This window comes from Arthrobacter sp. JB02-1C, assembly GCF_057748045.1.
The window spans coordinates 1,203,647-1,215,696 of record NZ_CM173235.1 but is presented as its reverse complement, the minus strand read 5'-3'; the positions used below and the strand labels follow the sequence as shown (position 1 = coordinate 1,215,696).

Genomic DNA, 12,050 nt, shown 5'->3' with positions numbered 1-12,050 from the left:
CGTGATGATCCAAGTCGACTATCCGTTTTGGAACCGCACTAAATGTGTGGGCCCAGGCATCACGTATCTGGATCCGGGGTCCTCATCCCTCGATCGCCCGACCAACGCATACTACATCGGTGGCTGCTAAGGTCCTCAGCTAGGAATTGTGCCCGTCACGATAGGGAACGTCGCGTCGGGCACAATTCGGGCTGGAAAGGCGACTAAGACGGAGCTAGCGCTCAGCTAAAGCCGGCCGATCTTGTGGAAACTCTTCGTCAAGCTCCTCGTTGAACACAAAGAACCGGTATGCCAGGAAGCGGAATATCGTACCCAGGATGAGTCCGATCACTCCGCCCGAAACGAAGTCAGCAGTAAACGACTGGAAGCCCAAGACATACCGCGAGACCACTTGGCACAGCACCGTGATCCCGAGTCCTATGGCGTTCATCGCTATGAAGAGAGTGAACTCTTTCCAAGGACGATCCGAACGTCTGTGTCTGAACGTCCAATATCGGTTAGCAAACCACGAGAAGAGAGTGGCGACGTGGTGGAGACGACCCGCGCCTTAATGGTGCTGTCAGCCATCGCGCCGTGCCACAGAACCGTATAGATGCCGTTGTCGATGGCCCAGCCCACACCGCCCACCAATCCAAATTTGGTGACTTCTCGCCAGAGCAGGTTGACGAGCGAGGCGACTCGGTCAAATAAGTTCTGCACAGATCCTTCCGGGGACCGTGGCCATCTGCGACCCCAATACCAAAACAGGGCATGACTAGCCGCTCAACTTCGAAAGTCTATCCTGTGCATTGTCGGCGAACTCGACGACGGCGGCAGGAAGACCAACATCGGGGGGACGGCCTCGATCGAAAACGCTTTTGACCCACAGCATGGCCTCACCGAGGCAGCGTCCCCGAGACTTCAGTCATGGCACCGCGGATTGTCCACATTCACCGCGGCCGGCCTAGGCCCGTCTGCAAGCCCTGGCGCGAGGCAAGAAGATGCCAGGCGAGGGCCAGTTCGGGCTGCGACGGGAATTCCTCCACGAAGGACCGTAACTGGACCAGGACTGCAGTGTCGTCCTCGGGGCACTCATCCAAGACGCGGCCAATGATGCGCTGGGCCTGATACCGAATCGCCGGCGCATAGTCAGAGTCATCGTCGTTCTGAGCACCAGGGAACTGCGGATTCCCCACCCCCTCGGGGGCCATAGGTGGCATCGACATTGATACTTCCCTGGTCCTTTCCTACTTCTATCCGACGGCGGGGGTCGAGGATTACGCTGAGTGCCCATAGTTGACTGGCCCCTCGTCAAGGTCACGAGTCCTATCCCCCCATATCCGGGTATTTGGTTTACTCAGGAACGGGATTATCGGGGCCGGGGCCTTTGGAGGAGACTCTCGCACTTTCCTCCGCCGTCTTCATAAGCACGGCGATCGCGGCCCGGAACGACTTTTCTGCGCCGAAGAAGGCACGGTCTGATATCCTCGTGCCGAACCAATCTTGGGCATGGGCATGCACTTTCGACCCGTGCGTGGTCGCCTCAGCCTCTATTCGAAGCATGACCGGGACACTCTTGCGTCCCCACGGGAATAGTTCGCCCCAAATGCGGTACTGCCCGGCCGAGCCCATGCGGATCTCCACCCAGTTTTCCCCCGAGCGAATACTCTGCCCCGAGCTGACGCCATTGGACACCGATGCCACCAAGTCAGTGACGGTTAGAGGCGACTGCCAGATTTCACAGCGTTCGAACAATGGGCGCTGGTGGCTGGTGCCTGGTTGGCTCATATCTTCCTCCGTGCTGCGGTCACGTGGTTCTTCTGAGCGTCCTCGTGAGGCTCTCCCCGAGATTTCAAAATCGTTGCTGGCCCCGGGCGGAGGGGGAAGTCAGCCCATATCACCTCGTCTCTTCTTCATTGCAAGAGCCAGAGGGACATCGATGGCCAAAATAAGCGGAAGCACGATGACCACTGCGTACCCCCAGCCAATCCATCGCCCGAGGACAAGGAGGATTAGAACGAGAACGGGTGTCGAGTAGAGCATCCACCTCGACATCAGCTTGATTCCGTTGCGACCGGCCCTACCATTTGACGTCATCGTCTCTCCCCTTCGCTATGTGCGACTGAATCGTCAGCAGTTGATGAAGCTCGCGAGGGCACCTTCAAACGCACCCCAGAGGCCCCCGAAAATAAACCCGGACGCTGCTCCTAAAGCGATCCCTGCGACAGCACCAACACCGAACGCCCCTGATCCGGCAATGCCGCCTACGATCGCGCCCCGTACGGCATTGGAGCCAGCACCCAAGGCTGCAGAGGTGAGTACGCTTCCGGTGAAGCATTCAACTGACATCAGCCCCGTCGGGTCGGTGGCGTTTATCGGGTTGCACCCCACGTAGGCGTAGCGGTTTTGTTCTTGTCCGGAGGGGTCGACCTGGGTGAAGCGGCCGCGGTAGGGGTTGTAGTAGCGTGCGCCGAATTTGATGCGGTTGCTCGCGGTGTCGTTGTAGCCGCCGGCGTAGGTCCACGGGTTGGTGGCAGCCTGGGCGCCTGTGCTGGCCGTGGTGAGTCCCCAGGAGTCGTAGGCGTAGGTCGCCGCCTTGGCCTGCGCACTGTCAGTCAGCAGGATGGTCGAGCCAAGCGCGTCCATCGTGTAGTAAAAGCTCGCCCCTGTGCTGGTGCGCATGCTGATGAGGCTACCCTGCGGGTCCCGGATAAACGAGGTGGTCGCGCCGGCGGTGGTTTGCCGGCTGATGCCCAGGGAGCCGTTGAGGAAGGAGGTCCCGCCGGCGGTGAGGCGTTCATTCGTTGCGTGGCCCAGAGTAGGTGTAGCTGGTGGTCACGCCGCCGCTGGTGTTGGACGTGAATTGGTCGAAGATGTTGTACGACTGTGTGGTGGCCCCGGCAACGGTGGTGTTGCCGTTCGCATCGTAGCTGTAGGTGGTTGCACCGGACGGCGGCGCTGCACAGGTCCCGGCGCTGGCTCCCGACCAGCAGAGCTGGTCGGCGGCGTTGTAGGAACTGTAGACGTTGGCCGTGCCGGTCTTGGTGTCGAGCGTCCGGTTGCCGTTCTTGTCGTACGCCCAGGTCTCGGTGGTGCCGCCGGTGACGGCGGAGGTGAGCCGGTTGACCGGATCGTAGCCGTAGGTGGTGATGGCCCCGGTCTCGGTGGTCATCGTCTTGCGGAGCGCCCCGTCTTTGGTCCCGTTTGTGGTGAAGGTGTAGGCCCTCTTCGCCAGGACCGCAGAGCTGGTATTGGTCGCGGTCACAGACGTGATTCGGCCGGCGCCGTCGTACACGGTGGTGTTCTTCACCCCGTTCGGGTAGCTGGTAGACGTGCGCCTGTTGTTGTTGTCATAACCGAAGCCGGTGCATTTGGTGGAGTTCGGGAACGCCGGGGTCGCCGGGCACGACCCGCCCGGCTCGGCCAGGGTCACGAGTCGGTCCGCAATGTCGTAGGCGTACTTCACAGTCCCGGTCGGATCGACGAAGGTCAGTACGTTCGAGGCGCCGTCATAGGTGACAGAGGTTGTGGTCCCGCCGATGGTCTTTGACGTCGGCCGGTTTTGCGCGTCATAGGTGAAATTGGTGTTCCCGGTGTCGTCCTGGCTTTGGGTCAGGTTTCCGCGCGTGTCATAGGTGTACGAGACGCACTTGGTGGCGCAGTTGATGCCTTTATCAATCTGAATGAGCCTGTCGTTGTCGTCGTAGTCATAGTGAGTGACCTGGCCCTTTCCGTCGGTGGAGGTGATCAGCCGGGACGCGTCGTCGTACACATTCGTCACGTCGCCCAGCGGTGCAGGGTAGGTGATCTTGGTGGGCATGCCCAGGGCACCGTAGGTGTAGCTGGTGACGTTGCCGTTGCCGTCAGTGGACTTGCAGACCTGGCCCTTCTTCGCCCCGCAACTGGTTCCGGCGGCGTCGCCCTGGTAGTTCAGCTTCGGCGTCCCTCCGGCGCCGCCGCTGGCTCCGGGGGTTGTGGTCTGGAAACGGTTGTTGGTGTTCGCGTCGTAGCTGTACCCGGTGGTCTGGTTCTCGCTGCTCACCGAAGAGGTGGGCTGGTAGTTCGAGAGCGGGTTACCGGTGTTGGACGGGTAGGCGAAGGTCGTTTCGGCCCCCGCGGTTCCTCCTGCCGGGTTCGTGATCTTTGTGAGGGAGTTGTTGGCGTTGTAGGCGTACGTGGTGGTGTTGCCCATCGCCGCGACCGCGGAAGTAACGTTGTCGTGGGCGTCGACGGTGAAGGTGTTGTGGTACCCGAAGGGATCGGTGGTCTCTGAGACCTGGTTCGGAGCGAAGGACCGGTAGAGGGTGCGGTTTGAGTTCGGGTCTGTCACCGAACCCACCCTCCCGTCCACCATCCCGGACGCCAGCGAGTACTGCCACACGCTCTGGGTCGGTTTTCCCGTGGCGTAAGTTATCTGGGCCAGCCCCATTAACCTGTAGGCGATGGTAGCAACCGTTCCTGCGTCGTCGGTGATCGTCGTGATCTGGCCGCCTGACCCGTAGCCCAACGACATGACCGCGCCGGTCGCGTCGGTGATCTTCGACATCGCCCCGCCGGGGCCGGAGTACTCGAAGTAAATGTTCCGCGACAGCGCGTCATCGTGAATCTGGGAGGGCTGCTCGGCGTTGTTCGGATCGTTGTAGAAGAAGGTGACGGGCCGGCCCCCAATCGTGTCGTTGATCGTAGTGAGTTGCCCGGCGGCGTTGTAGGTGTAAGTGATCCTGTTGGGCGCCGTCGGATTCTGATCGTTCTGGTAAGCGAGCCGGAACGTAGAACCAGCGAGTTGGTATTCGTTGCTGAACCCGGTGTCGTTGAAACGGATCGTCACCGCGTTGGCCGTGAAGGTGGTGATGGTGGCGTTCAACCCCGGCGGCATCGTCCATGCCCCTGGCCCCGCCGGGACGAACTTGTAGGTGCCTCCGTCGGGGGCGGTGTAGACCACCGAACTGTCTGCGCCGACCGTGACCGCGGCTTCCTTGGCCCCGACCGAGAGGGTTGGGCGGGCGTCGTTGAGCGAGTTGTACCTCCACCCGATACCAAGGTCCCGGCCCGCGCCCTTGACGTGCAGGAGCTGTCCGGTCAGGAGCACATTCCCGTTCGTCGGATTCCAGGCGAGAGCCGTCATGTCCGTCAGGTGCCGGGTCACCATCGCCGCCGCGGACCGCATACCGGAATTGATCCCGTCAGGCCCGGACGCCGGCGGCAGCACCATGGGCGACATTCCCAGAGCTTGGACCGACAACGGCCGGGACACACGCGCCGAAGCCCGATGTTCCACCGATGAAAGTATTCGGTCCGGCGGCTGGACGCCTGCGGGGGCCGTCGTCGCCGCATGTGAGGGCGCTGCGAGGCCCGTCAACACCACGGTGGAAAGAACGAATCCGGACAGAAGAGACCCTAAAGCAGCCATGCTGCGCCCCCAATATGATGTGCTCCCCATTGAGCAACGAATGCGCCCCCAGCGGGCACAGCCTGATCATTTGCCTCGGGGAATAGGCATGTCAATAGGCGAGGGGCCCCAGTTATTTGCAGCTGGAACCAGTGCTCCAGCCCGCAGGCTTCAGCCTAAGTCCGTGTGACAAACCGGTACGACCGCTGTCATCTGCAGCAGCCACTTCCTGAACGGACACCCTGCCGCAGTATCAGGTTGAACTACTGACATGGCAGTCTCACTTGCCACACGTCTACGGCGGGCGATCGCCGCGTCCTCAGTTAGGGAGCGGTCACGTGTGATGACGGACAAGTCATACGCATGAATCACTTGTGATCTGCCGCGCGACCGAGAACTGAGCGCGTGTCGCTCGTCTGTGGGGGCCAAAACGGCCCAAATACGGCCCAAATACGGCCGAGCTTTGGTCATGCAACATCAGCGATCCCATGGCCTGCGAAACTTGCCGATGGTCCCTATCGCGCTATTTTCTGGACGGAAACTGGTCCAACGTTGGGCCACAAACGGGGAGCAGTGTGGGCCTGCTGATTTCCACACCCGATGGCCCTGAATCCGCCAGGATACTGCGTATCTCGTCAGATGAATCATTTAGGCCCTCTCCGCTGAATTCCGCACCACCCGTTTGATGCGCCTGGCCGTTGGCGAGTCCTGGGTCCCGATGTCGACCAACGGTGAGTCGCCCGCATCGCCACTGACAATCAAAACCCCTGGTACTAGGCTCCGGACATGCCAAAGGGCCCGGTCCTCCTGAGGGTGCCGTGAGCCGCCAAGTTTGGTTTCGTGGGCGGGGTTTCGGATGTAATTGGTACACGGTTTCTGGCTGATGCCGAATTCGCGGGCCAGAGCCGCTTTCGACTCGCCCGCAGGTCCAAAAGGACCGGGTCATCCGACGGGTACCGCGACCTTGGTGCCGGTGGCTCCCCGACCCTGAGCCGGACGTACGACCCCCCGCCCGGCATTTGTAATCGCTGTGCATGATCGACGACTCCGGGCAGGTAGCGGCGCATCGCAGTAGCAGGGCCGTTCATCGCGCGGCAGTGACCTGCCCGTGCGAGCACGCGGGGATGCGCGGCGTGCCTGACCAACAACTCAGGTGCTGGCGGTTTATACACTGCTTTAGGGTCAGAGCGGGTTTGGCCGGTTTGCCTGCATTGCCCGGTACAGCGTAGCTCGGCTCCATCCGACGAGTTTCGGCGGCTTGCTGCGCTGTTTTGCCTTCGGCGCGGGCATTGGCCGCGATCCTCAGCTTTTCGGCCGTCACTTCTGGGTTGTTCGATGGACGTCCAACAGCACCGGCTACGGCGATCCCGGCATTCACCCGCTCCACGATTGGCTCCCGCTCGTACTCGGCCAAGGTGGAGAGCACAATCAACATCAGCCAGCCGGTGGTTATTTCCGGGTCAAATCCGTCGGCGACCGATCGGACCGTGACCTCCTTGTCCCGAAGCCCCGTTGACGGCATTCAGGACATCGAGCAATCATCGGCCGAGCCGGTCGATACGCCACACCACGATCGCGTCCCCGTTTCGGCGTAGCTCGTGAGTTTTTTTCATGCCGGGCCGACTGGGACGACATCCCGGAGCGGTGATAGTGAAGTTTGGGCCTGTTATCCGCACGTGTCTTGACATAGGTTCCTTCGTCAGGAAGACACCCTCCGGTCTCAGGAACCACCAGTTGCGACGAGATGATGACGCCCCAGTTCTGCAGGTGGGCATCACTATTACTCCGCCGTCTTGGCGGTTTACGGAGATCGAGAGCATCTTTGGGGGAACCGCTCGGTGGTCATCTTGATGTGAACACGGAGGCTGCGCTTTCTTGAAAGCCTACTCAGCGGCTGGGTCACGTCGGGATCTGCAACGTGCTTAGGGCGCGTCCCTTCAGATGAATACAGAACAGACGTAAGTACTAGCACAACGTTGGACGACGAGTCCGGTTCAGTCGCGGACATCTGGGAACCAGCCAGGTGGTGCCATCCTGGGTTCCAGATGGTCGGGGTCGCGATGCTCCTTCATGTCGCAGTTGTAGAACGGCCCCTGTGGGTTCAACAGGGCGCCCATGTGGTGGTCCGCGTGATCCCGCCACCAGACGCTCATCCCGGTGGCCGGATCGAGGCGCAGGTGCTCCCAGGAACGCCACAAGGCCGCAACTGTCAATGGCCAGTAGTTTCTGCCCACGGGCGGCCAGTTGATGTGCCCGCTGGTGGCCAGTAGAACTGCCCGGTGATGGCCAACAGATCTGCCCACTGATTTGTTCGGCGGGGTTGGCCATCGTTTGGTTTGGTTAGTTCAGTCGGGTTACTCCTTTTCCTGCGAGGGCTTGGGTGAGGCGGACGGAATCGCCGCTGGTCTGGCAGACGTGGGCGTGGTGCAGCAGCCGGTCAACGGTGGCGGTGGCGAGCGTCTTGGGCATGAGCTCATCGAATCCGGCCGGGTGGAGGTTGGAGCTGATCGCGACTGACCGTTTTTCGTAGGCGGCGTCCACGACCCGGTAGAGGCCTTCGGCGGCGTCCGTGGCCACCGGCAACAGGCCGATGTCATCGATGACCACGAGTTCGGCGCGCAGGATCCTGGTCACGGCCCGGGTGACGCTGTCGTCGGTGCGGTGCGCTCGGATCAGGACGCCGAGGTCCTCGAGCCGGAACCACGCCACGCGCATCCCGGCTTCCACGGCCTGTTGGCCGAGGGCTTCGAGGAAGAACGTCTTGCCGGTGCCGGAGGGTCCGCAGACGACCAGGTTCTCCCGCCGGCTGATCCATTCCAGGGTCCGCAGCGCCTGCTGGGTCGGGGCCGGGATGGAGGACACGGCCGGGTCCCAGGCATCGAAGGTTTTCCCGGTCGGGAAGCCCGCGGCCTTGCGGCGGGAGGCGAGCATGGACCGGGCCCGCCCGGCGGATTCCTCGGCGAAGAGGGCCTTGATGACCTCGACCGGTTCCCACCGCTGCGCGCGGGCTGTCGCGATCAGCTCCGGTGCCAGCGCCCGGGCGTGAGGCATCTTCAGGGACCGCATTAGGGCCTCGTGACACCGTAGTGCCGGGCGAAGTCCAGGGTCTGTTGGTTCCTGATCGGGACCCCGGCGACATGGGCGGTGGTGACGGTCTTCTCGTTGTCGGTGAGCACATACGTTGGTGCCCCGCCCAGGATGCGGAAGCACCGGTCCAGGGCAGCAAACACGCTCGGCGCGGTCCGGTCTTTGAGCGGGATCACGATCCGGAACCGGGAGAACGCCAGCCACGCCACAAACAGGATGGTCTTCACCCCGCCAATCCGGGGCCCGTCGCCGAAGTCGTACTGCAACCACAATCCCCGGCTCGGTGATCCAGGGACGGTGGACCCGGGTATGGCCGAGCCGCCACGCCGCTTTGACCTGCGCGATCGCGCGGCGGGTGGAGCGTTCCGACCCCGTATAGCCCAGGGCGAGGAGCCTTCTCGTGGGCCTTGTCCGCCCGGATCCGGCCCTTGGATCCTTCGATCCATTCCTCGATCTTGGGCAGAAACGCGTCCGTGACCCGGCCCCGGGCCGCGGGTTCCCCGATCGGCCGGCCAGCGTCCCTGGCAGCGACGTGTTTGGCAACGGTGTGGTGCGAGCAGCCCGTGAGCTCCGCGGTGGCGCGCAACGATCCGGTCAGATCGTAGGCAGCAAGAATTTCCATGATTTCTCCGTCAGACTTCATACAGGGCCTCTTCCTGGTTCGCTTTTGGTGCGCTTAGACACCGTCATCAAACCCCAGGGAGAGGCCCCCACCGCTTAAGACGCGGTCGGTTCAGTAAGGAAGTGGGCAGATCTCATGGCCACCGTCGGGCAGTTCTACTGGCCGTCAGTGGGCACTTTCGTGGCCGCCTATTACGAAAATTAAGATGATGCGGTCCGCATCGAAGAAGTGAGGGTGACCTCGTAGCCGAGTTCTCGGAGCTGCTTTAGTGCGCGAGCCTTCACTGCTCCCGGATTTGATCGAGCTTCGTAGTCGGCGCCCAGGTCCACATAACACTGGCCATTGCTGAGCATGTTCCAGATTGCGTTCAGAAGGGTATGTTCTATGGCGACGACAGCCTTGACCGGTCCCCGTCGTGCAGCGATTCGCCTGTACTTTACCGCCAGGTAGCTGCTCCGATGGTGAGAAGCAGCCAAAGCAGCGATGCCCAGTGCCGCCTTAAGATATTTGTTTCCTGGCAGTGTCTTGGACGACTTAATTCGACCGGCGGACTCGTGCGCGCTGGGACATACTCCTGCCCAGGACGCCAAGTGACCGGCATCGGAGAAGACAGCCATGTCGGCTCCGGTTTCGGCGATAATTACGTCAGCAACCAAAGTCGAGACGCCCGGGATCGTGACAAGGGCTTCACGCGCGGATTCAAAAGGCTTGATAGCCGACTCGATCCTTTCGGTGAGCGCATCAACTGTCCGCGTGTGAGTGTCGATCTCATCCAGATAGAGCTTTGCTAAGAACCCGTGATGTTCACTGAACCGTCCCGTGAGCGCTTCGACAAGTTCAGGGATCTTGGATCTCATCCGCCGCTGCGCAAATTGCGCGAGAATCAGAGGGTCCCGCTCGCCCCGAATCAATGCGTCCAGCATCGCCCGGGACGACACTCCAGTGAGGCTTGCGACTGTCCCGGAGAGCTTGATTCCAGAGCTTTCCAGCATCTTCTCGAGTCGTAGAACTTCGCGTGTTCGGTCGCCTACGGCTAGTGCCCGGGCTCGCGTAAGGTCCCGTAGCTCACGGATCGGTGGAGGGGGGACAAACGATGCCCGCAGCAGGCCATGGGCCGCGAGTTGGGCCAGCCAGGTCGCATCAGAGACGTCCGTTTTCCTGCCCGGGATGTTCCTGGCGTGCTTGGCATTGACCAGCATCACCGGCAGCGACTCCTCCATGAGATAGAAGAAGGGCTTCCAGTAATCGCTCGTTGCTTCCATCACGACAACCGTTGCCTGGGTTTCCGCGATGAACTGACTCAGTTTTAGAATCTCGTTCGTCGTCGAACCCCATGTCGTGACCGTCGAGGTGAACTGCCCCTGACGCTTGGCTGGCACACGGACACAAACCTTTGCGTCCCGTTTAGATATGTCGATGCCGACCGCACGTTCATGCACAACATCCACGATGCTCCTCCTTTGGCTCGAATCCAGAGCGTCCGCCAAGGGAAGGACAGGGATAAATCAGGAATCTATTACTCGTGCTCGAGGCAACATTCCACGGTTCCCGTGGAGGCCCTTCTCACCACGCTATGGGACGGGCAAAAGCACCAAGGCGGATCCGGCGATTACCGTGACGGACACTATCCATCATTCGCCTCCAGCCCAGACATAGCCACAAGCCAAGAGTGACCCGCGCGCAATTTTCGACGGGCACGGAGCGGCAGTGCCGCTCAGCCGCTATGGGCAGTCTTTCATGGCCGCTAACACAACGCGGGAGACGGCTTCGGGGTGGAAATACCACTCGATGCACCACTTCGCGGTCTTCCCGGTGACGCTGCGGACGTAGGTCGGCAGCAGCTGCTCGTGAAGGAACTCTTCGGCCGTGCCGTAGACGAGCTCCGGCACCTTCTCCGGTTTCCCGTCTTCGCCGGCGCCGGGGTTGGGGGCGGGGGTGTCCGTGTCGAATAGTCCGAAATCATCTGCCATGGCTGGTTGCTTCCTTACCCGGTGACCCAGGGATTAGCGACCGGAGCGGAGGGCACCAGGACGGCGTGCGGTTCCTCCGGGCGGGGGCTGTACTTCTTGATGGACGCCTCCACGGCGTCCTTGTGCCGGCCGGTGTACCAGGGCATGGTCCGGACCAGTGTGGCGGGTGCACCGGAGGCGAGGACCACGGCGCGGCCGCGGTCCAGCTCCGCGAGGTTGGAGACGTCGAAGATGCGTTCCTTGCCCTCCTGGCGGGAGCGGCTGGAGCCGGACTTGCCGGAGGAGACGGAGACGTTGGTGTAGCTGTAGTCCCCGATCAGGTCCGAGAGTGCCCGGAGGAAACCTTCTTCAGCGACGCCGCCGCCGTAGACCTTGACGTTCGCGGCTGACCAGATTTTGCGCATGTTCGCCTCGCCCCACAGTTCGACGCCCTGTGACCAGGACTGCAGGATGCCCATCACGATCAGGCCCTTGGAGCCGTAGTGGGGGTCGTCGTAGTACTCCCGAAAAATCGGGCGGATATGTCTGGGTAGGCTTCTGATCAGGTCGTTCAGATGTTTCGGACAAGGAGCTGGAAGGGCTGCGGCTACCCGCCAGACCCGCTACGTCTCGCCCAAGGGGCAACTGCGCGAGGCCGGGCGCAAGCTCCACGCGCAGAGTCGGAGCAAATGACGGCCGCCTTGTCTAGGATCGAGCCCCGGTACATGTCGCGTGCCTGTACCTGGCTCGGTGATGACCGGAGCCTCGGGCGACCTGCATCGTCATCGGGAGTGCTCCTCGATCCACTACTTCGCGGCCTTTGGAGAGCCCGATCTTATCGATGTTCCTCAGCTCACCCGGCATCGGAGCGCCGGTAGGTGTTGACCAACACCAGCGAGCTGACGGTCGCGTTCCACCCGCAGTTGGTCCTTGCACCCTGGACGCCGACGAGGAATGCCACTATGGCTAATGCGGGGATGAGGCCGCGGATGGCTGTTTTCATGCGGCCTTAACAGCGGTACAG

General features: G+C 61.9%; 12 protein-coding genes and 3 pseudogenes. 1 reads left to right on the top strand and 14 read right to left on the bottom strand.

The window, feature by feature from the left end; genetic code table 11:
* Positions 1 to 4 precede the first annotated feature (4 nt).
* Positions 5 to 130, top strand: a complete 126-nt coding sequence (locus AC3ANP_RS05710) for a hypothetical protein (protein ID WP_488332369.1) — start codon at positions 5 to 7, stop codon at positions 128 to 130.
* Between the two features lie 84 nt (positions 131 to 214).
* Here the strand turns inward: AC3ANP_RS05710 and AC3ANP_RS05705 are convergent.
* The 14 genes and pseudogenes from AC3ANP_RS05705 to AC3ANP_RS05640 all read right to left on the bottom strand — a co-directional run.
* Positions 215 to 466, bottom strand: a pseudogene (locus tag AC3ANP_RS05705) (GtrA family protein); the annotation flags it as partial.
* On the bottom strand, positions 433 to 699 hold the full coding sequence (locus AC3ANP_RS05700) for a hypothetical protein (RefSeq protein WP_488332368.1): 267 nt from the start codon (positions 697 to 699) through the stop codon (positions 433 to 435). The pseudogene AC3ANP_RS05705 and the gene AC3ANP_RS05700, both read right to left, overlap by 34 nt.
* A gap of 230 nt (positions 700 to 929) precedes the next feature.
* Positions 930 to 1,205, bottom strand: a complete 276-nt coding sequence (locus tag AC3ANP_RS05695; protein WP_488332367.1) for a hypothetical protein — start codon at positions 1,203 to 1,205, stop codon at positions 930 to 932.
* A 127-nt stretch (positions 1,206 to 1,332) separates the two neighbouring features.
* Complete coding sequence (locus tag AC3ANP_RS05690; RefSeq protein ID WP_488332366.1) at positions 1,333 to 1,767, bottom strand: hypothetical protein; 435 nt, start codon at positions 1,765 to 1,767, stop codon at positions 1,333 to 1,335.
* A 342-nt stretch (positions 1,768 to 2,109) separates the two neighbouring features.
* Entirely contained in the window at positions 2,110 to 2,661 is a 552-nt protein-coding gene (locus AC3ANP_RS05685; protein ID WP_488332365.1) for an RHS repeat-associated core domain-containing protein, read from the bottom strand.
* Between the two features lie 115 nt (positions 2,662 to 2,776).
* A complete protein-coding gene (locus AC3ANP_RS05680; protein WP_488332364.1) occupies positions 2,777 to 5,200 on the bottom strand; it encodes an RHS repeat-associated core domain-containing protein in 2,424 nt (807 codons plus the stop codon).
* Positions 5,201 to 6,452: 1,252 nt separating this feature from the next.
* Positions 6,453 to 6,890 carry a recombinase family protein gene (locus AC3ANP_RS05675; RefSeq protein WP_488332363.1) on the bottom strand — a complete coding sequence of 146 codons (438 nt, stop codon included), beginning with the start codon at positions 6,888 to 6,890 and terminating at the stop codon, positions 6,453 to 6,455.
* Between the two features lie 472 nt (positions 6,891 to 7,362).
* Positions 7,363 to 7,575: pseudogene (locus tag AC3ANP_RS05670) on the bottom strand (DUF4913 domain-containing protein); the annotation flags it as partial.
* Positions 7,576 to 7,708: 133 nt separating this feature from the next.
* Positions 7,709 to 8,434, bottom strand: a complete 726-nt coding sequence (istB, locus tag AC3ANP_RS05665; RefSeq protein ID WP_488332362.1) for an IS21-like element helper ATPase IstB — start codon at positions 8,432 to 8,434, stop codon at positions 7,709 to 7,711.
* An 11-nt stretch (positions 8,435 to 8,445) separates the two neighbouring features.
* Positions 8,446 to 9,098: pseudogene (locus AC3ANP_RS05660) on the bottom strand (DDE-type integrase/transposase/recombinase); the annotation flags it as partial.
* A gap of 179 nt (positions 9,099 to 9,277) precedes the next feature.
* Positions 9,278 to 10,525, bottom strand: coding sequence for an IS110 family RNA-guided transposase (locus AC3ANP_RS05655; protein WP_488331129.1), 1,248 nt, complete (start codon positions 10,523 to 10,525; stop codon positions 9,278 to 9,280).
* Between the two features lie 273 nt (positions 10,526 to 10,798).
* Complete coding sequence (locus AC3ANP_RS05650) at positions 10,799 to 11,047, bottom strand: DUF4913 domain-containing protein (RefSeq protein WP_488332361.1); 249 nt, start codon at positions 11,045 to 11,047, stop codon at positions 10,799 to 10,801.
* A 14-nt stretch (positions 11,048 to 11,061) separates the two neighbouring features.
* Positions 11,062 to 11,505 (bottom strand): TraM recognition domain-containing protein, encoded by a 444-nt coding sequence (locus AC3ANP_RS05645; RefSeq protein ID WP_488332979.1) that lies wholly within the window; start codon positions 11,503 to 11,505, stop codon positions 11,062 to 11,064.
* Between the two features lie 374 nt (positions 11,506 to 11,879).
* Positions 11,880 to 12,029 carry a hypothetical protein gene (locus tag AC3ANP_RS05640; protein ID WP_488332360.1) on the bottom strand — a complete coding sequence of 50 codons (150 nt, stop codon included), beginning with the start codon at positions 12,027 to 12,029 and terminating at the stop codon, positions 11,880 to 11,882.
* Positions 12,030 to 12,050 lie beyond the last annotated feature (21 nt).